Annotated in this window: 14 protein-coding genes; 8 read left to right on the top strand and 6 right to left on the bottom strand. The window is 62.7% G+C overall.

The features are described 5' to 3' along the window. Positions 1 to 63: 63 nt before the first annotated feature. Positions 64 to 1965: a polysaccharide deacetylase family protein gene (locus NMAG_RS15930; RefSeq protein WP_012996816.1), complete on the bottom strand. Its 1902-nt coding sequence runs from the start codon at positions 1963 to 1965 to the stop codon at positions 64 to 66. Between the two features lie 318 nt (positions 1966 to 2283). On the opposite strand from NMAG_RS15930, the gene NMAG_RS15935 reads away from it, so the two are divergent. The 3 genes from NMAG_RS15935 to NMAG_RS15945 all read left to right on the top strand — a co-directional run bounded on the left by NMAG_RS15935 (position 2284) and on the right by NMAG_RS15945 (position 8629). Beyond that, a complete protein-coding gene (locus NMAG_RS15935; RefSeq protein ID WP_004215935.1) occupies positions 2284 to 5199 on the top strand; it encodes a leucine--tRNA ligase in 2916 nt (971 codons plus the stop codon). Between the two features lie 123 nt (positions 5200 to 5322). Further along, a complete protein-coding gene (locus NMAG_RS15940; protein WP_004215934.1) occupies positions 5323 to 5940 on the top strand; it encodes a DUF420 domain-containing protein in 618 nt (205 codons plus the stop codon). 172 nt (positions 5941 to 6112) lie between these two features. Then, on the top strand, positions 6113 to 8629 hold the full coding sequence (locus tag NMAG_RS15945) for an ATP-binding protein (protein WP_004215932.1): 2517 nt from the start codon (positions 6113 to 6115) through the stop codon (positions 8627 to 8629). Positions 8630 to 8671: 42 nt separating this feature from the next. On the opposite strand, the gene NMAG_RS15950 is transcribed toward NMAG_RS15945, so the two are convergent. Genes NMAG_RS15950 through NMAG_RS15960 form a run of 3 tightly spaced genes read right to left on the bottom strand, consistent with a single transcriptional unit; the run spans position 8672 to position 12011 of the window. Continuing rightward, positions 8672 to 9445, bottom strand: a complete 774-nt coding sequence (locus NMAG_RS15950; protein WP_004215930.1) for an ABC transporter permease — start codon at positions 9443 to 9445, stop codon at positions 8672 to 8674. After that, on the bottom strand, positions 9442 to 10470 hold the full coding sequence (locus NMAG_RS15955; RefSeq protein ID WP_004215928.1) for an ABC transporter ATP-binding protein: 1029 nt from the start codon (positions 10468 to 10470) through the stop codon (positions 9442 to 9444). Before NMAG_RS15955 ends, NMAG_RS15950 begins: the two co-directional genes overlap by 4 nt. Positions 10471 to 10514: 44 nt before the next feature. Next, complete coding sequence (locus tag NMAG_RS15960; RefSeq protein ID WP_004215926.1) at positions 10515 to 12011, bottom strand: metallophosphoesterase; 1497 nt, start codon at positions 12009 to 12011, stop codon at positions 10515 to 10517. Between the two features lie 160 nt (positions 12012 to 12171). Between NMAG_RS15960 and NMAG_RS15965 the strand changes: the two genes are divergently transcribed. Then, positions 12172 to 13128, top strand: coding sequence for a TIGR03557 family F420-dependent LLM class oxidoreductase (locus NMAG_RS15965; RefSeq protein WP_004215925.1), 957 nt, complete (start codon positions 12172 to 12174; stop codon positions 13126 to 13128). A 55-nt stretch (positions 13129 to 13183) separates the two neighbouring features. On the opposite strand, the gene NMAG_RS15970 is transcribed toward NMAG_RS15965, so the two are convergent. After that, entirely contained in the window at positions 13184 to 13393 is a 210-nt protein-coding gene (locus NMAG_RS15970) for a hypothetical protein (protein ID WP_191219363.1), read from the bottom strand. 226 nt (positions 13394 to 13619) lie between these two features. Between NMAG_RS15970 and NMAG_RS15975 the strand changes: the two genes are divergently transcribed. Together NMAG_RS15975 and NMAG_RS15980 are read left to right on the top strand one after the other, a co-directional pair. Next, entirely contained in the window at positions 13620 to 13859 is a 240-nt protein-coding gene (locus NMAG_RS15975; RefSeq protein ID WP_004215923.1) for an antitoxin VapB family protein, read from the top strand. Between the two features lies 1 nt (position 13860). Continuing rightward, complete coding sequence (locus NMAG_RS15980) at positions 13861 to 14241, top strand: PIN domain-containing protein (protein ID WP_004215922.1); 381 nt, start codon at positions 13861 to 13863, stop codon at positions 14239 to 14241. Positions 14242 to 14387: 146 nt separating this feature from the next. Here the strand turns inward: NMAG_RS15980 and glyA are convergent, their stop codons facing one another. Further along, complete coding sequence (gene glyA, locus NMAG_RS15985; protein ID WP_004215921.1) at positions 14388 to 15641, bottom strand: serine hydroxymethyltransferase; 1254 nt, start codon at positions 15639 to 15641, stop codon at positions 14388 to 14390. 355 nt (positions 15642 to 15996) lie between these two features. Here glyA and NMAG_RS15990 point away from each other — a divergent pair, with 355 nt between their 5' ends. Next, on the top strand, positions 15997 to 18297 hold the full coding sequence (locus tag NMAG_RS15990) for a hypothetical protein (protein WP_004215919.1): 2301 nt from the start codon (positions 15997 to 15999) through the stop codon (positions 18295 to 18297). A gap of 586 nt (positions 18298 to 18883) precedes the next feature. Then, positions 18884 to 19702, top strand: a complete 819-nt coding sequence (gene tbsP / locus NMAG_RS15995; protein WP_004215918.1) for a transcriptional regulator TbsP — start codon at positions 18884 to 18886, stop codon at positions 19700 to 19702. Positions 19703 to 19776: the final 74 nt, after the last annotated feature.

Below are 19776 nucleotides of genomic sequence, written 5' to 3' on the forward strand. Positions count from 1 at the left end.
CGGAGACAGGCGGACGGGAAGGTCGCCCGGCGCAGAAAAAACGACGCGTTTCGGATTCGAACCTTAGCTATCGGAGAGTGCAATCGTCCAGTCCCCGTCGGCCTCGACGTTGAGCCAGACCGCACCACCCGCGCTGTAAGACCGCGAGCTATCGAACGCGCCGGTCTGGTGGATCAGTTGCTCCGAGCGGCCGTCCGCGCCGTAGCCATCGACGATGAACAGGCCGTCGCCGTCGTGGGTCACGTCGAGCGAGACGTTGCCCTCGGTGTCGAACGGACCCACGTACGAGGAGCCCGACCCGGACACGTCGGTCGGCAGCGCCGTCAGATCGTCGCTGTGGACTTCGGGCTGGTCCAGATCGATCGACCACGCGCCGTCGGCGTCGACTTCGAGTTGGTACGTTCCCTCCTCGACCGTGACGATCGACTCGCCGGACTGGACCGCCGTACTCGTCGTCGGAATCATGCGAGTACCGCCGTTCGTGTCGCCAGTCGGCACCAGTTCGACCGTCAGATCCGCATCGCCGTCGTGTGAGAAGTCGGCCGTGAGGATACCCTCCTCGAGTGCAAACGTTTCGGTCGTGTTCGAGTCGATGTCCCCGAAGGAGTGGTGCTCACCGGCCTCGAGGATGACGCCCTGCTGGTCGCCCGACTCCTCGTCCGATTCGTCGCTGCCACCCATCGTTCCGTCGACCACGTCGGACGGCGTCACCACGTCGAGTCCGCGGTGCTCGATGTGATCGACCAGTTCGTCGAAGTCCTCGAGTGACATGCTGTTCCCGCTTGCCTCCTCGTCGTCCTCGAGTTCGACGATGCGTGGAATTCGAAGCACGACCAGCTGGTTGTACTGATCGCAGAGGTTGATCGCGCGGCGGACGCCGCCGTGGAGGTCGGGCCCCCAGATCTGCGAGAGCATATGGGTGTTCGTCGGCGGTGCACCGGTCGGCGAACCGCTGGCGAGGACCGCAGAATCGACGTCCTCCCGGAGAACGGTCTGGAGCGAGTCGTCCATCCGGTCGGCTGGGGCGTAGAAGTGTCGCGAGCCGTCCTCGAAGCCGAGATCGGCGAGCGTATCGCGAACGTTTGCGACGACCTGGCGCTGGCGGTCCTCGGGCATTTCCGGCAGCGGCGTGCTGACGCTCGGGTAGCCACAGATGTTCCAGCCGCGGTCGTGAAGTTCGTCGAGTTGGGCGAGGTCCATCCGTCCGCCAGAGCCGATCTGGTCCGGGTCGACCGGGACTGTGCCGGCCCAGTCGCGCTCGTCGAGTCGGTCGAGTGCGTGCTCGTAGTGTGAGGTGTGGCCGTCGTAGAACGAGAGAATTGCCTTGCCGTTGTCAGCCCCTTCGGTTTTGCGGAGGTCGTCCGCGACGAGTCGGGTACCGTCCTCGGGACCGACAGCGACGACATTTAGTCGGCGAACGTCCGAAAGGTCCGGATCGCCGTGTTTCTGGATGTAGCCGAAGTCGAGGCGGAGCCAACCCTCGTAGTCGTCCGGGATGTGGCGGATGCTGGTCAGGTGATCGCCCCGTGACGGTGCCATGAACTCGATATGGACCTGGTCGACGGCATCTGCGCGGATCGCCATCGAGGTGTCCCAGCCGTCGAGGTCGATCCCGCGGGGGAACTCTATTCGCATCGCGGCCTGGTCGCCGTCGCTCTCGACGGCGAGTGCCTGCGATCCTGTCAGAGCGTCCGGGACTGTCTCGGTTTCGCCGGTGACGGCGACCCACTCGTCGGCAGACTCGAAGTCCGAGAGGAGTTCGCCGTGGTCGATCGCGGGCCAGCTATCGCTGCCGTTCCCGTCGCCGTTTCCACCGTCTCCATCGTCGTTCGAATCAGAGCCACCGTTGGAGTCCGCCTCCGGCGACTCGTCACCGGAGAGTGCGTCGAGACAGCCCGCAACCGTGGCTGTCGACGTGACGCCGAGCGCCGCCACCAGCTGTCGCCGAGAGAGTCCACGCGTCATGTTGTGTTCACCTCTCGCTCGCGTTCGGGGACACTTTCTAATAGAGTCGTTAATTGTGCTGGCGCGAACTGTTGTGGGTCGGTGTGTGGATGGCACGGGGAACGGAACGCAGACCACAGGGACTTGTCTGGATGGTCCAGACGGCAGTAGTGGTGTGTCTCCGGGCTTTAACAGGGTGCTAAGCGGCTCGGCTCGTTCGAGGAGCCGGTACCGGATCTGGCTCTGAACACGAGTCGAACGCAGACGAAACACGGACCGAGTCCGGGCCGAACAATGATATGGGCGGCCCCCAGAGTTGGGGACAACGAGCAACGCCATATGACAAACCAGTACGATCACGCGCAAGTACAGGAGTTCTGGCAGTACGTCTGGGAACGCGACGGCGTCGCCGAACTCCCGGACGGGGCCGTCGATCCAACCTACGTTCTCGGGATGTTCCCCTACACCTCCGGGACGCTCCACATGGGTCACGTCCGAAATTACGCGATCACCGACGCGTACGCCCGTTACCGTCGGCTCCGCGGTGACGACGTCCTGCACCCGATGGGCTGGGACGCGTTCGGGCTCCCCGCGGAGAACGCCGCCTACGAACGGGCCAGCGACCCCGAATCCTGGACCCGCGCGTGTATCCGTCGAATGCGCGAGGAACTCGAGACGCTCGGCTTCGGCTACGACTGGTCACGAGAGATTACGACCTGCGAACCGTCGTACTACCGCTGGAATCAGTGGCTGTTCAAGCGGTTCCACGAGGCCGGTCTCGTCGAATTCACCGGCGCAACGGTCAACTGGTGTCCGGATTGCGAGACGGTGCTCGCCGATGCGCAGGTTGCGGTTGACGAGGGTGGCCAAGCGGTGACAGCGACAGCGGACGAAGCCGGCGACAACGGTGATAGTGCCGGCGGTGCACACGACGAGAGTAACGGCAACGCACACGTACATGAACACAGCACCGCTCGCGTCTGCTGGCGCTGTGGCACCCCCGTCGAGCAGCGCGAACTCGATCAGTGGTTCTTCACGATTACTGACTACGCCGACGAACTGGTCGACGGACTCGACGACCTCGACCAGTGGCCGGAGGGCGTCCGCGAGATTCAGCGCAACTGGATCGGTCGACAGGAAGGGGCACGGCTCACGTTCGACGTGTCGACGGCAGCTGACGAGTCGGACACCGCCGTCGATGTCTTCAGCACCCGCTCCGAGACCGTCTTCGGCGCGACGTTCGTCGCCATCTCGCCCGAACACGACCTGGCGAGTGAACTCGCGAACGCGGACGAGGACGTAGCAACGTTCGTCGACCAGGCGAGAACGAGTGCACCAGACACCGGCCATGCCGCCCGTGACGACTTCAGCACCGCAGGCGTCAAAACCGACGCGACGGCAGAGAACCCGCACACGGGAGAGGAACTGCCGGTCTACGTCGCTGAGTACGTCCTCGCGGACGTGGGAACGGGTGCGGTAATGGGCGTTCCCGGACACAACGAGCGCGATCACGAGTTCGCTCGGGAGCACGACCTGCCGGTCGAGACAGTCGTCGTTCCGCACGGCCACAACGGCACAGGATCGGACGGTGGCGTCGCTACAGATGCACCCATGACCGGCGAGGGAACGCTGGTACTCGAGTCCCCTGCTGATCGCGCCAGCGAGTACGACGGCCAACCGAGCGAGGACGTTCGAGAGCACCTCGTCGACGACCACGAGGCGATCGACCCTGACGTGACCTACCGACTCCGGGACTGGCTGATCTCACGCCAGCGCTACTGGGGGACGCCAATCCCGGTCGTCCACTGCGAGGACTGCGGGCACGTCCTCGTCCCAGACGAGGAGCTCCCGGTCGAGTTACCGGAGTTCGTCCAGACCACGGGGAATCCGCTCGACGCCGCCGAAGAGTGGAAAGAAACGAGTTGCCCGGACTGTGGCGGCCCCGCAGAGCGCGAGACGGACACGATGGACACCTTCGTCGACTCCTCGTGGTACTTCCTGCGATTCCTCTCGCCCGACCTCGCGGACGCGCCGTTCGACACGGAACTGGCGAACGAGTGGCTCCCCGTCGACGTCTACGTCGGCGGCGACGAACACGCCATCTTGCACCTGCTGTACATCCGGTTCGTGACGCGCGCGCTGGCGGATCTTGGCTTTCTCGACCAGCGCGAGCCCGTCGAACGACTCGTCAGCCAGGGGACGGTACTCTACGAGGGCGAGAAGATGTCCTCCTCGAGTGGGAACGTCGTTACGCCAGATGAGTACGGCGCGGAGACGACCCGACTGTTCGTCCTCTCGGCGGCCCACCCCGAACAGGACTTCGAGTGGACGGCAAACGACGTGCGTGGTGCGTACGACCTCCAACAGGCGCTGTACAGTATGGCGACCGAGTTCGTCGACGAAGGCGAGACCCGCGTCGAACGGGTGAGCCACGACGAGTTCGTCGACCGCGAAATCGACCGCACGATCGTCGCCGCCCGCACTGAGTTCGAGCGCTTCCGGTTCCACCGCGTCGTCACCGAGGTACAGGAACTCGCGGGACTCCTGCGCCAGTACCGCGGCTACGACCGCATCCATGGCGAGGTCTACCGCCGCGGCCTGCTCACCATCGCGGCGCTCATCTCGCCGCTCGCGCCCCACCTCGGCGAAGAGCTCTGGAACAAGCTCCGTGGCGACGGTCTCGTCGTCGAAGCCGACTGGCCGGCACTCGAGTCCGACCCGGCGACGATCGAGTCAGACTACCAGCTTGAACGGCGGCTGGTGGAGACGACGCGCGCTGACGTGCGTGATATTCTCGACGTGGCGTCGATCGATGCTCCGGACCAAATCGACCTCGTCGTGGCCGAGCCCTGGAAGTACGAGGTTGCGACGCGGCTCGCAGTGTCGGCTGGCGAACTGGACGGTGACAGCGCGACCGGGACCGTCGACACAGCGGGTGCCGATACGATCGACGTCGGCGCGCTGGCCGACGAGGTGGCTGTCGAGACGGACGTACTCGCCGAGTTCGTCGCGGACCAGCGGCGTACTGACGCTCAACACTCGTCCTCGGAGGGACTCACGGCGTCGCGCGAACAGACGCTTCTCGAGCAGGCGGCGTGGCTGCTCGCAGACGAGTTCGACGTGACTGTCAGCGTTCGCTCGGCGACGGCGGTTGGCACCGAAGACGAGACAGCGGACGCTGCAGCGGACGACGTCCCGGACGCGGACGTCGCATCTCGTGCCCGGCCGGGGAAGCCGGCGATTCGGATTCAGTGAGCGACAGTCCATCGGCCGAGCGGTGGCCGAAAGCCCCGTTCGGACGAATATGTGCGGCACAACGGCCGAGTTAGCTGCCCCAGAACAGCAAGACAGATAGGTCGGCTCTCCTAACGGCCGACAATGGCAACTGCCGACGCAGCACGAGAGCGGCTCCGAGAACGCCCCCTCGGCGTAACGATTTTCCTGTCGATCGTCGGCTACGCACTGGTTATCGGAACCTTCCTGTTCGAGCTGCCGATCTATCCGGAGTTGACGAACGCGCAGGTGAACCTGTTTACGCACGCGATTGCGGTGATTAACCTGGCGACGACGATTCTGCTGGTCGCCGGCTGGTACTGGATCCGCGTCGACGAGGTCGAGAAACATCGGCTCGCGATGATCGGCGCGTTCGTGCTAATTCTCCTCTTCTTAGTCGTCTATCTCACCCGCGTCGGCGGTGGCGGCGGCGAAAAGCAGTTTGTCGGTCCCGACCTGGTCTACTACGCCTATCTGCTGATGCTCGCGATTCACATCATCCTCTCGATCATCTCCGTTCCGGTGGTCCTCTACGCGCTGATCCTCGGGCTCACCCATACGCCCGCGGAGTTGCGCCAGACAGCCCACGCCAAGGTCGGCCGAATCGCAGCTTCGGCGTGGATTCTGAGCCTCGTCCTCGGGGTCGTCACCTATCTGCTGTTGAACCACATCTTCGACTACGAGTTCCCGTCGATGCTCGTCTCGCTGATCGGCGTCGGATAGCTGCTCGCGCTGGAGTCACTGGGGGGCGACCCGTCTCTGATCGTCTCTGATCGTCTCTGGTCGTCTCTGATACTGGCCGTCACCAGCACTCGGATACGATTCCACAAAAATCACCTCCTCGGGGCCGTCTCGGGACAGGACTTACAGGGAACGACAGCGTATGTAGGTCGTCATGGATTCGTCGTCCTGTGGGGACGAGACCAACCAGTCGCAACAACTCCGCCAGCAGCAGGTGCTGGCGGACCTCACTGACTGGTCACTATCGGTGAGTGAGCGCCACACCAGGTGGGGAGACCGGAGCGGAACCGGTGATGGAGACGACGTACCAGGAACCGATTCGGACAGCGACAGGCCACGGACACTCGAGTCCCTGTTCCACTTTACAACCGAAGCGGTTGCATCGGTGTTCGATGCTGACTCGGCGTACGTCCTGCAGGTAGACGACAGTCACGATCAGTTCCGATTGCGTGCTGGAGTCTCGACGGCGGGTGAGGAACGCGCTAGCAGCGACAGTGCGAACGGGGACGGGGACAGAGACAGAGACAGAGACAGAGATGGAGACGAACAGAACTCTGGGACCAGAAGTGCAGATCACGCCGAGCGTGTGGATGAAGCTGGTGATCGTGATCATGATAGTGATAGTGACGAGGGCGGGGACAAGAGTGGAGCTGGAACCGAGAGCGAAACCGAGACCGAGAACGGAACCGACACCACCCACACCGCCCACACCACAGACCACGACGAACCGACACCCATCGCCGTTTCAAACAGAGACCCAATTCCGGTCGACCCGACCACACAACTCGGCGAGGCACTCGAGTCCACAGAGCCAGTGCAACTCGAGGAACTGGCGGCAGACGATCGGCCCCCATCGGCTGGCGAACCGGTGTCGGATGCAGCGACGAGCGGGATGGCCGTCAGGATCGGTACAAGCGAGCACACTGATGGCGTGGCCGAGGCGATGGGGGAAGCGAGCACCAGCACCAGCACCAGCACCAGCACCGAGTCACCACAGGGCGAGGGAAGCGAAACCAGCGAAACCAGCGAAACCAGCGAAACCAGCGAAACCGACGTCGCTCGCGAAATTGACGGTTCGTGGGGGGTATTGACCGTCCATACAACGGCCGAGTGTGAGTTTACCGACGCGGACGCCACGTTCCTCAGAACGGTCGCGAACATACTGGCGTCGGCAATCGACCGGACAACGGCACAGCGTCGTCGCGACGAGGCCACGAGCTGGGCCGACAGCGTGCTCGACGCCGCACCGGTCGGCATCACACTCGTCGACACTGACGGACAGACCGTCTTCGCGAACAGGCGTGCCGAGGAGATCACCGGACGGCCACTCTCCAAACTGCAAACGTTCACGCACAACGACGAACGCTGGGGACTGGTCGATGAAGACGGCGACCCGATCTCGTTCACCGACCTGCCGTTCACCCGAGTCATCGAAACTGAGGAACCGGTTCGAAACGAGGTCGTCAGCATCAGGCGACCCTCCGGTGAACGCGTTTGGCTCTCGATACACTGCAGCCCACTGTACGACTCGATCGGCGACCTCGACGGCGTCATCTACGCCTTCAGGGACGTCACCGAACGCCGCGAACTCGAGTCCCGACTCGAGGAGATTCTGGGTCGGGTCGACGAAGCGATCTGTGCGTTCGACGAGGACTTTCGGTACACGCACGCTAACGACAGGGCTGAGGAACTCCTGCAACGCTCACGCGAGGAGCTCCTTGGGGAACAGCTCTGGGAGGCGTTCCCCGAATCGGCGAACGAGGATGTCGTCCGGAACAGCTTCCAGGAGGCGATGGACTCACAGGAGCCGACCAGCTACGAGCACTACTACGAACCGGCAAACGCCTGGCTCGAGGTGACGATCTATCCCTCCGAAACCGGCTCGTCGGTCTACTTCCGGGACGTGACCGACCGACGGGAGTACCAACGGCGGCTCGAGGAGTCGAACGAGCGCCTCGAGCAGTTCGCCTACGCAGCCTCACACGACCTGCAGGAACCACTCCGGATGGTCAGCAGCTACCTCGATCTGCTCGAAACGCGATACGCGGACGAACTGGACGAGGACGCCCAGGAGTTCATCGACTACGCCGTCGACGGAGCCGAACGGATGCGACAGATGATCAACGGGCTACTCGAGTTCTCCCGCATCGAAACACAGGGAGAACCGTTCGAGCCGGTCGATCTGGACGAGGTACTCGAGGACGTGATGCGAGACCTGCGGGTGAAAATCGTCGAGAACAGCGCCGATATTTCAGCAGCGGAGTTGCCACGAGTCGCGGGCGACGGCAACCAGTTGCGACAGGTGTTCCAGAACCTGCTGTCGAACGCGATCGTGTACTCGGGCGAGGAGCCGCCGGAAATCGATATTCAGGCACACGATACAGGCTCGGAGTGGGTAATCTCAGTAAGTGACAACGGCGTCGGTATCGATCCCGACGACACTGAACAGATCTTCGGACTGTTCGAGCGTCGACACAGCGGTGGCGAGCACACGGGAAGCGGGATCGGGCTGGCGCTCTGTGAACGGATTATCGAGCGCCACGGCGGCGAAATCTGGGTCGACAGCGAGCCAGGCGAGGGGGCAACGTTTTCGTTTACGCTTCCAACGCGGCTAGACACCGTAGATGTTGCGTCGTCGAACTCCGGGTCAGAGGCTGTAAATTCCGGATAGTACCGGTCATGCGAGCGCGTCAAAGTGAGCTAACCGGCAGACTCAATCGGTTCGTGGAATCGACCGCGCACCGAGTGCGAACGTAATCGCCGAGAGCACCGCGAGAATCGCGAGGTTCGCGAGCGCTGGGTCGAGACCAGCGATGGTCGTGGGATTCGCAGCGGGATCGGTCGCCGCGCGGACGCCGCGGGAGAAGTACGTCAGCGGTGAGAGATTCACGAGCGGTTCGAACCAGCCCGGTAGCTGGTCGAGCGAGATGAACGTCTCCGAGAGGAACAACAGGGGCAGACCGATCGCGTTACTCGCTGCAATCGCGCCGTCTTGCGAGTCGGTGTAGCTCCCGAGCAGCGCGCCGATACCACAGAAGCCGACGACGCCGACGAGAATATACGGCACGAGCAGCGCCGAGAACGTGATCTCGGCACCTGTCAGTAGAACGACAAGTGCGAGGATCAACAGACTCGCGAGACCGATGATGACCGCGTTGACAGCCGTCTGTGCGAACAGCCACTCGGTACGTGTCAGTGGCGTCGTCGCGAGCTTTTCGAAGCGGTTGCCCTCGCGGTGGCGTGCGACCTCACTTCCCATTCGCGAGAAGGGTGTAAAGAGGACGACAACGGCGAGATAGCCCGGGACGTAGTAGGCCGCCGGCTCAGCGAACAGGCCGCCCTCTCCGGGATCCGTCCGGACGAGCGCGCCAAAGATGACGATCAGAATGACCGGGAAGAAGAACGTAAAGAACACCGCGGTCCGGCGGCGGATGAACGACCGCCAGCCAGCACTCGTCGCGGATCGAATGCGTCCGAGGCGACTCATGCGGTCTCACCTGTTTGCGTGACATCGGCCGCAGACTCACCATCTGACGTCTTTTCACCACTCTCGCCAGCACTCTCCGTCCGCTCGCGCTCCATCCGATCTGCCAGTTCGAGATAGACGTCCTCGAGATCCGGCTCGGTCCACGAGAGGCTGGTGTACTCGAGTCCCTGCCGCTCGAGGGCGTCGACCACGGTCCCGATTGCGGCAGGGCCGATATCCTGCACGACGAGGGTGTCAGTCGGTGTCGACGACGACACTGTACCGTCCGCAGCTGTGCGCGATCGGCTCTGGGCGCGTTCGACGGGGTACTCGAGTTCGGCGAACGCCTCGGGGTCGGCGGCCGTCTCGATCTCGAGTCGGCTCGAGCCGCCGTACTCGGCGACCAGCGCGTCGGGGGTGCCCTGTGCGATCAGCGAGCCGTCGGCCAGCAGGCCGACACGGTCGGCCAGTCGTTCGGCTTCGGCCATATCGTGGGTCGTGAGCAGGACGGTTGTCCCGCCGGCTGCAAGTTCCTCGATCAGTCGCCAGACGGTGCGGCGGCCGGCGGGATCGATGCCGGTCGTCGGCTCGTCGAGAAAGAGTACGTCGGGGTCGTTGACCAGCGTCGAGCCGACACAGACGCGCCGTTGCTGGCCACCGGAGAGGTCCTCATACCAGGTATCACCGGTGTCAGCGAGACCAACGTCGGCGAGTACGGCGTCTGGATCGCGCGGGTCGTCATAGAGGCCGGCGTAGTAAGCGAGCAGTTCGCGGGCGGTGAGACGGTCCGGTGGCGAGAAGTCCTGTGGGAGGACACCGAGGCGGTCGCGATCGATCGCCGTCGGCGACTCATCGAGCACCGTTGCCGTGCCCGAGTCCGGCTCCGTCGTCCCTGTCAACGCGCGGACGAGCGTCGTCTTTCCCGCGCCGTTGGGGCCGATCAGTCCGAAGACTTCGCCGGCTGGAATCGAGAGCGACGCTCCCGACAGAGCGACGGTCTCGCCATAGCGCTTCTCGAGGGCCGTCGCCTCGACTACGGCAGTCATACGCGTCGCTAGCGATGCGGTGGGGGTAAGGGGTTCGGTTCGCGTCAGTCGTCCGCTGGCGCAGAGACCGACTCCGCTGTCGATTCAGCGTGCTGTTCTGACGGATTGACGACGTGGTGCTCCGGCAGGTCCGGTTCGGGCTCCCGGCCGACGGTGAAGAAGCGCTCGGTACGAGTGAGTTCCTCCGAGGCCGGGCTCGGTTTGGTGATCTGTTCGAAGCCGACGGTAACGCGTGGCGATGCTGTCTCGTCCGCATCGCCGTCTGCGGCCGTCGCGGCGGAGTCGGACGCAACTGCGTCTGGCGACGATGGCTCGGCTGCGATCCGGACCGCTGCAAGCTGATACGAGGGGTAAAACACCGGAGGCAGAATGCCGATGATGCCGTCGCGCCGGTGGAGGCGCTTGAGCCACGTTCCGGTATTGACGAGGACGCCGCCGTTGACCGCCTTGAGCATCGGTCGGTGCGTGTGACCGAAACAGAAGATGGTCGTCTCCGGTTCGCTGGCGAAGATTTCGCGGGCTGTCTCCTCGTAGGACGCCGTGGGATCGACCGTCAGCTCCGTCTCGAAGACGCCGAAGCGATTGATCGTCTTCCGGATGTCCCGGCGGACGAAGTACAGCGGGATTCCGATGAGCACCAGCATGCCGGCGATGCCGACGTTGAGCAACAACAGGAACCAGGCGGCCGTTCCGGCCGTCCCGAACCGGCCGAGGAAGGTGGTCGTCTGCTCGACGGGAAGCGTCCAGATCCCCGCCAGATGCAGTCCCGACAGCACCGCGAGTAGCGCGCTGATGTTGAACAGCAACAGGAACGGCACCAGCGAGTATCGGATGAGCGGATTCATCTCCCGGTAGAAGTACTTCGAGAAGAGCCAGATCGGCATCCGCTCGGTCGGCGTCACCGCCTGCACGTCCTTCAGCCAGTTGTACCGACCGCGGTTCGACAGCTGGCCCGCTCGACTCGTCACGAGCGTGTTGTAGTAGTACCCAAGCGGTGTCGCGTGCGGGTTCCCCCAGTCTTCGATCCGATTGTTCGAATCCTGCTGGTGGCCGTGCTCGAAGTGAATTGCCTGGTCTCCCACGGGCCGGGTGATCGACTTCTCCTGGACGAGAGTGACGTTGTACTCGGCGAATCGCTCAACGAACTCATCGTAGGCTGCCAGTTCGTGATCGTGATTCCCTGGCAGTAGCGTGATCGGGATGTTCTCGCCCGTCGACCGAAACTGTTCGAATAGCTCCGGGTACGTCTCCTCGAGTACGTCGAACTTCTCGGCACCGTCGACCCTCGTGAACTCCCAGAGGCCGAACGCGTCGCCGTTGATCACGAGCTCTGCGTTCTCGTCGGTTTCCTCGAGGCGTTCGAGGAAGGCGAGCAGTTCGTCTAAAAACTCGATCTCCTCGAGTTGTTCGTCGCCGCCGATGTGGAGGTCGCTGATGACGTAGTAGACCCGGTCGTCGTGGTCGCCATCGCCCTCGACGGGAGTCTCGGCGTCGTTGGCACCGTCTTCGTCACCATCGCCATCGTCGGATTCGGTACCCATTCGTGTATGTTCCCAGTCTGTGGCTCCACTTCGAAAGGTGTTGTCGTCTGGGGTCGCTGTGAGACAGGTGGACTCGAGTCCAGCGTCGCTTGCCAACCGACGAGAACCGCGCTCGTGCAGGCTCAACCGTTACCCTCGGGTTCGTGGTAGCGAGCCCGGAATGACACAGTTTGGCTACACCCTCTCGAGCGAGGAGCACGGCCCGACCGAACTCGTCGAGTACGCACAACGCGCCGAGGAAATCGGCTTCGACTTCGTCTCGATTTCGGATCACTTCCATCCGTGGGTCTCCGCGCAGGGAGAGTCGGCGTTTGTCTGGTCCACGCTGGGAGCCATCGCGACGGCGACCGACGAAATCGAAGTCGGGGTCGGCGTTACCTGCCCGACGATGCGAATTCATCCGGTCAACGTCGCCCACGCAGTCGCGACGGTCGACGTGATGTTCGACGACCGGTTCACGTTCGGCGTCGGCACCGGCGAGAATTTAAACGAGCACGTCACCGGCCAGCGATGGCCCGAACACGACGTTCGCCTGGAGATGTTAGAGGAGGCGATGGACGTGATGCGAAAACTCTGGACCGGCCAGACGACGAGCCATCACGGCGAACACTACACGGTCGAGAACGCTCGGCTCTACACGGTGCCAGACGACCAGCCGACCACCATCGCGAGCGCGTTCGGTCCGCAGACGGCCCGCTGGGCTGCAGGCCACGGCGACGGCATCTGGTGTTCCGGACCGAAAGGCGAGGTCGTCGAAGCGTACAGAGACGCCGGCGGCGAGGGGCCAGCCTACACGCAACTGCACATGTGCTATGCCGAGAACGAGGACGAGGCCGTCGACACTGTCCACGAGTACTGGCCCAACGGCTCCATTCCGGGCGAACTCGGTCAGGAACTCCCCACGCCGGCGCACTTCCAGCAGGCCGCCCAGCTGGTCGAACGCGAGGACATCGCCGAGGGAAGCACCGTCACCGGCCCGGACCCAGACGCTCACATCGACAGCATCGAACAGGCGATCGACGCGGGCTACGACCACGTCTACGTCCACCAGATCGGCCCCGAGCAGGAAGAGGCACTCGAGTTCTACGAGGAAGAAGTGCTGCCCGCGGTTCGGTGAGAACGAGCGGTTCAGGACAGTCGTGGTTCCAGCGGTCCGTTCTCGGTCGCCGTGCTCACTCCCCGTCCTTGTCCTTGTCCCCGTCCCCGTCCCCGTCCCCGTCCCCGTCCCCGCCCCCGTCCCTGACCCGTGAACGGCCATCGTTCTGGCGCTCCGACTGCCACCAGCTCATCGCGAGGGTTGGCAGGAAGAGCAGGACACCACCCACGACGAGCACCACGACAAACAGGAGGAACTCGAGCATCGTTCTGTCTCGACAGTACACGGTGTCGAGACCTTACTGTTTCGTCCCGACACGTTTTCAGAGAATATGAGTGTGGGAAAATTGGTACTCGAAACGGCCGTATTCCAGACGCTCAGAGATATTCAGTGCTGATCAGTCAGTTTCAATTCGTCTTCGCGTCAGGTGGCAAATTACAGTCTCCCAAGAACCCCGATACGCCTAAGGCACCGAGCCGTGTACGTGTACACGTACACGTACACGTAGACGTATGGGAACGAAGAACATTACAATCACGACGGAAGCGTACCAGAATCTCAAAGCGCACAAACGGGATGACGAGAGCTTTACGGACACGATCCTGCGCCTCACCGAGGCAGACAAGGACGTCATGAAGGGGTTCGGCATGCTCGCCGAGGACGACGGCTTCCCAGATTCGAGCGAGCGTACTCGAGTCAATCTCGATGAGGCGTTCGACGAGCGAGGGGAGCGACGGGACCGGAGCCTCTGAGATGATCGCACTGGATGCGTCGTTCGTGATCGACTATCTGAACGGCGTCGAGGCAACACGGTCGTTTCTGGAGCAGCGAGACGAACTGGTCTACTACGTGCCGACGCTGGCGCTGTTCGAAGTCGCCCGGGAAGCGGCCTGGGCCGAGAGCCGATCAGTCGCGGACGTACTGGCGGGGATCGACTGGACAGAGCCGCTGGCGTTCGACGCGGGTGCGAGTCGAGAAGCGGTGCAGATTCACGCGGAACTGCTCGAAAACGGGACGCCGATCAACGCGGCCGATGTGATGATCGCCGGCATCTGTCGACATCACGGTGCGTCGCTGGTCACGCGCGACGGCGACTTTACGGACGTTTCCGGTCTGGAACTGGTCGGCTACTGAGGAGGGCGTTGCTCTCCGCTGTGGTTCCATATAGGATTCTGCCAAGTACGAGAGACAGAGACTGTGATACTGGCAGTGGCAACGGTAGTGACAGCAAGCAGCGAGACACAAAAGCAAACCGAGAACGTGAACTGAACGCAGCGACGTTATGCGTCTTCGTACAGCGGATTCGCCGCACAGAGCTCGTCGACTTCCGCACGAACCGACTCGAGTACGTCCTCGTCGTCCGGGTCGTCGATCACGCGGGCGATGAGGTCGGCGACCGTTCGGCAGTCGTCTTCGTCGAAGCCGCGGGTCGTCAGCGCCGGCGTGCCGGCGCGGATACCCGACGGATCGAACGCCGAGCGGGTCTCGCCGGGCACCGTGTTGCCGTTGAGGACGATGCCGGCGTCCTCGAGTGCCTCCTCGGCGTCGCCGCCGGAGGTGTCGGGGTGGCTCTCGCGCAGGTCGACGAGCACGAGGTGGTTGTCGGTGCCCTCGGAGACGAGCGAGAAGCCGTGTTCTGCGAGCTGGTCGCCGAGCGCCTTCGCGTTGGCGACGGTTTGTTCGGCGTAGTCTTCGAATTCGGGTTCCAGTGCTTCTTTGAAGCCGACGGCCTTGCCGGCGACGTTGTGCATGAGCGGGCCGCCCTGGCCGCCGGGGAAGACGGCGGAGTCGACATCGTCAGCGTACTCTTCCTTGCACATGACGATGCCGCCGCGGCCGGAACGGATCGTCTTGTGGGTCGAGCCGGTGACGAAGTCGGCGGTGCCGACCGGTGAGGAGTGAACGCCGGCGGCGACGAGCCCGGTGATGTGGGCGATGTCTGCGAGGTGGAGTGCGTCGACGTCGTCGGCGACGTCCTGAATGCGCTCCCACTCGATCTCGCGTGGGTAGGCGGAGTAGCCCGAGACGATGATGTCCGGTTCGAACTCGGCGGCCTGTGCTTCGAGTCCGTCGTAGTCGATGTAGCCCGTCTCAGCGTCGACCTCGTACTGTTCGACGTCGTAGAACTGGCCGACGAAGTTCGCCGGGTGGCCGTGGCTCAGGTGGCCGCCGTGGGTCAGATCCAGCGAGAGGATCTTATCGCCCGGTTCGAGCATCGCGAAGTAGACGGCCTGGTTGGCCTGTGTACCCGAGTGAGGCTGGACGTTAACGTGGTCGGCACCGAACAGTTCCGTGGCGCGCTCGATGGCGAGTTCCTCGACCTCGTCGGCGTACTCACAGCCGCCGTAGTAACGCGAGCCGGGGTAGCCCTCGGCGTACTTGTTCGTCAGCGCGCTCCCCTGGGCGTCGATGACGGCCTCGCTGACGTGGTTCTCGCTCGCGATCATCTGCAGGGACGATCGCTGGCGGTCTACCTCTCCCTCGAGTGCGTCGGCGACGGCGGGATCGACCTCCCGTACGTGCTCGTGGTCCATGTGCGAAGTGGTGTTTGGCTGCTGTATAAGTGTACCTCTCTTCGGCAAGCCGAGCCACGAACACAAGCGATTGCAGTGGTCGTGCAGTGGCCGTGTAGTGGTCGTACAGTGGCCGTGTAGTGGCCGTGTAGTGGTCGTGCAGTGGTCGTGTAGTGGTCGTGCAGTGGTCGTGTAGTGGTCGTGCAGTGGTCGTGTAGTGGTCAAAGTGGTCGTGCAGTGGTCAAAGTGGCAAGAGTTGTCAGTCTAACTGATAGGTTCTCGCGTCCGGTGGCAGTCAACTGCCAGCTGTCGTGTTCCCTGCAAGCGATTACCATCCGATACAACTAACTACCTCGCGTTTGATCTGTCGTATTGAATGCTCGTGTGGGATGAGCGACAGGATGGTGTTCGCGTTACCGACACTGACAGCGCCACGCTGGCGATTACTGGTACAGGATTTGCCATTCGTGACTGCGATCCTGACCTTCCGCGCCCGGTCGACGAAACCCTCTCGGTACAGGCAAGCGAGCTCCGCTTTCCACACGCCGTCGTCTACGCCTTCCCGATGGATTCGTCGTCACCGATCGAACTCGACCCTTGCGGCGATCTGCTCACGCTGCCGCCCGGCGAGTACGTCGTGGACATCGACACCGAAATCAAGAGCTACCTCCAGTTTCACAGTTCGGCCCGTATCGAACGGACCGACGACTTCGAATCCGTGGTGGTTTCGTTTCCCGAACGGACTACCGTCGACCTCGGTTTTCGCAGCCACCACGAGTTCCCCGCCGATACTATCACCGTCCCTGACTCCCCTTCGGCGCTTGCGACCGCCATCTCGCATCTGGCCTCCTCGCACAAGACGACGAGCGCTGACCGATCCTATCCGACCCTCCGGGGCCATCCGCCACTTCTCGAGTCCGGCGATGAACTCCACGTCCCTGACTGCATCCGAGCCGACACACCCGAAACCGGAATCGAACTCGTCGTCCCGCCCTGCTACGAGTCGATCTATCTCGTCGCGCCACTCGCGTACTACCTGCAGGCCCGGCTTCGGACCGACGCGTCGCTCTGTCCCGACCCAGCGGCCGGTGTCGTGCTCCACCTCTCCGACCTCGACATCGACCACCACCTCGCCGGCTCGCCCGCACTCGAGTCCGACGTCACAGAACTCCTCCGGCAGACGTTCTTCCTCGACTGCCTGGTTCGCAACGCCGGCCCCTACGGGACGGCGTTAGCGGAGGAAGCAGCCCTCGACGAGGAGCAGGTCGATATCGAGCCGGCACAGCTCTACGAGGCAACACCCCAGGAGCGGCTGGCGGCCTCCCTCGATATTCCGTTCGACGCCATCGAGTCCCACCTGCCGGAGTGGCATCTCGCGACGTACGTTGCGCCCGAGTACGAGCACGTCGAGACGCTCCCGTTCCTGCTGGATCGGCTCAGTCTGCTCTACCGGCCGGAAACCTCACGCCTCGACGGCCAGGAACTGGTCGACCGGTCGCTCACCGCCTGCTACCGCGGCGGCGCTCGGTCCGGTCCCAGCGGGGATGTCGCGTCCGTCGACATCGTCAAACCCGAACTGCGACACGGGCGAGTCCACGGCTGGCTCGCAGACGGCGTCCCGATCGACGTCTTCAACGCTGCCCCCGAGGCGTACGCGAACCGACTCGAGTTCCTCGAGCGGGCGAGCGAGGAGACGTCGGTCTGTGTCGTCCTGAATGATCCAGAGATGGCCGGCGAACACAACGACGTTTCGGAAATCTATCGCGCGCGGTCGGGTGAGTTACCGATGAGCGTCACGATCACTGAAGGGGCTACGACGGACGAACTTGCGCGAATCTTCGAGGACGGGGCGGATTTCGTCCACTACATTGGCCACTGTGATGAGGCTGGTCTGCGTTGTCCAGACGGCCACCTGTCGATGACGAGTCTCGACCGCTGTGAGACGCAAACGTTCTTTCTCAACGCCTGTGGGTCGTTCTACGAGGGACGGACACTGATCGAGAAGGGAAGCGTCGCGGGAGCCGTCACCGTCAGGACAGTGCTGAACGAACACGCCGTCAAGGTCGGGTCGACCTTCGCAAAGCTGCTGGTCCACGGGTTCAGTATCGAACGAGCACTGGCGCTCGCTCGACGGCGGATCATCATGGGCAAGGACTACACTGTCGTCGGCGACGGCACTCACTCGCTCACACAGGGTGAACACCGCCTCCCGACGACGGTTCGCGTCGACGAACTCGATGCAGCAACTGGGGAGACAGTATCAGAGCTGCGAGCGGAGACGAACGTTACCGACACTGACACTAACACTAACACTGACACTGACACCGGCACCGGCACCGGCACTGACACCAGCACTGCCGATACCGATACCCGTACCGGTACCGGTACCGTACTTGAGTACCCACGCGATACCACTCCTCCCCAAACTAATGCTGATGCCGAAACTGGTGACGAGCGGTATCTGGTCACGATCGACTGCTACTCGCCGCGCCTTACGGGGTCGTACTACTTTCCCCATACTGCAGACAACGAGGTAGCGTACCTCTGTGGGTCGGAGTCGACGTTCGTGCTCTCGGCGTCGGAACTCGTGACGTTGCTCAAAGAAACGTCAGCGTCGGTGATCTACGATGGCGACATCGAGTGGTCGCACGCGATCTGGCCGACGTTCGAACCGTGAGAATTGGCAGGAAAGTGACGCGGGCTTCTCGAGTTGTGGGTGGTAGTGCTGGGTCAGGTGTCTCTGGAGAGTTGTTGTTTGCGGGCCGAGACTGTGTTGGGGTTGAGTTGGGTTGAGATTGGGGTGGTGTTGAGTTGGGATCGTGATAGGAAACAGGGTGGTTTATAACTGAAACTGGAGTCGATGCTGGAGGCCAACCGCGAACCTAGGGGCCGCCGTACGTACTCACACGCTCCATCCTGACTCGAGAGGCCACAGTTCGAATCTGTGCGCTAACTGCGAGAACGGAGTGGTGGAGGGTCCGAACGGCAGTCCAGGGGCGGGTATGTGGAACAACCATACAGACTAACAATACCAGAACAAGTGCATATAATTAGTGCAAAGTTTACTTGTTTTAGAGAATGTATTAAACACCCGACTTCGTCACGTTGAGATTCGTAATCAGTTCATGTAGATCAGATAAACATATCTGTGCAATGAATAACAACCGGACAAAAATTACTGGCTCGTCAATTAGGTGAGAAGTTCTGCCGTGAGTAGAGCCACCAAAATTAAGTACTACGCACTCGTTTACTTCTGTAGAGAGATGGCTTCGAATTTACTCAACCACCAGATTGACGATATACTGGAATCGATTCTCGAAGATGCAAGCGGTAACGTGTACATGGTCAACCCGTCACGGGATGCTATCGAGGAGTTCATTTCCGTCGCCACAGCGTTCGACGACTCGCTCCCGTCGGTCCACATGCTCGCCGACGAACGCACCCTGAAAGCGGTCATGGACGACTTCATCGTCGCCTCGAACGCAGCGGACCTCATCAGCGAGGGCGCACTCGCACTTCACACCCTCGATGAGGCACCTGAGAACTCGCTGCTCGTCACGGACGAGCGCGTCATCGCCGTCGTTCACGCCGGCGACCGCGTCGGCGGCCTCGTCACCGACGACGACAGTTTCGTCGAGGACACCTACGATACCTACGCGGCCCGCTGGGAGGACGCCTCCGCGTTCAACCTCCGGACACCGCCGATTACGGACGTTCGCGAGACGCTCGCCGACGAGATCAGTCCCGACGCCGAGGAGGACTTTACGGCGATCCTCAACTCGCTCGAGACCGCTCGCGGCGACGGCGACGGCCTCGACGAAGTCACGATTTCGCTGCTCGTCGCGGCGAAGAACGAGGCCCTGCTGTACGATATCAGCAAGTGGGGAGAGGACGTGGGCATCGCCAGCAAGGCGACGTTCAGCCGCACGAAGACCAAACTCGAGGACATGGGCCTGATCGACACCGAGAAGGTTCCGATCGATGTCGGCCGCCCACGACTTCGGCTGAAGATCGGTGACGACCGCCTGCGCGAGGCCGACAACGGCCAGCTCGCGACAGTTGCACAGTCGATTCTGAACTAACCCCTTTTGCCCCCTTTCGAGCGGTTGTGCGTTGGTGAACAGGTGTCGACTTTGTGCACCACTGTGTCGTACTC

Origin of the sequence: Natrialba magadii ATCC 43099, assembly GCF_000025625.1 — an archaeon.
GTDB classification, from domain to species: domain Archaea; phylum Halobacteriota; class Halobacteria; order Halobacteriales; family Natrialbaceae; genus Natrialba; species Natrialba magadii.

What these genes read in the sequence shown, in the direction of transcription:
- tbsP (WP_004215918.1), top strand. Translation starts at nt 18,884, where the DNA reads ATGGCTTCGAATTTACTCAACCACCAGATTGACGATATACTGGAATCG.
- NMAG_RS15930 (WP_012996816.1), bottom strand. Translation starts at nt 1,965, where the DNA reads ATGACGCGTGGACTCTCTCGGCGACAGCTGGTGGCGGCGCTCGGCGTC.
- NMAG_RS15950 (WP_004215930.1), bottom strand. Translation starts at nt 9,445, where the DNA reads ATGAGTCGCCTCGGACGCATTCGATCCGCGACGAGTGCTGGCTGGCGG.
- NMAG_RS15980 (WP_004215922.1), top strand. Translation starts at nt 13,861, where the DNA reads ATGATCGCACTGGATGCGTCGTTCGTGATCGACTATCTGAACGGCGTC.
- NMAG_RS15945 (WP_004215932.1), top strand. Translation starts at nt 6,113, where the DNA reads ATGGATTCGTCGTCCTGTGGGGACGAGACCAACCAGTCGCAACAACTC.
- glyA (WP_004215921.1), bottom strand. Translation starts at nt 15,641, where the DNA reads ATGGACCACGAGCACGTACGGGAGGTCGATCCCGCCGTCGCCGACGCA.
- NMAG_RS15990 (WP_004215919.1), top strand. Translation starts at nt 15,997, where the DNA reads ATGCTCGTGTGGGATGAGCGACAGGATGGTGTTCGCGTTACCGACACT.
- NMAG_RS15960 (WP_004215926.1), bottom strand. Translation starts at nt 12,011, where the DNA reads ATGGGTACCGAATCCGACGATGGCGATGGTGACGAAGACGGTGCCAAC.
- NMAG_RS15975 (WP_004215923.1), top strand. Translation starts at nt 13,620, where the DNA reads ATGGGAACGAAGAACATTACAATCACGACGGAAGCGTACCAGAATCTC.
- NMAG_RS15955 (WP_004215928.1), bottom strand. Translation starts at nt 10,470, where the DNA reads ATGACTGCCGTAGTCGAGGCGACGGCCCTCGAGAAGCGCTATGGCGAG.
- NMAG_RS15940 (WP_004215934.1), top strand. Translation starts at nt 5,323, where the DNA reads ATGGCAACTGCCGACGCAGCACGAGAGCGGCTCCGAGAACGCCCCCTC.
- NMAG_RS15965 (WP_004215925.1), top strand. Translation starts at nt 12,172, where the DNA reads ATGACACAGTTTGGCTACACCCTCTCGAGCGAGGAGCACGGCCCGACC.
- NMAG_RS15935 (WP_004215935.1), top strand. Translation starts at nt 2,284, where the DNA reads ATGACAAACCAGTACGATCACGCGCAAGTACAGGAGTTCTGGCAGTAC.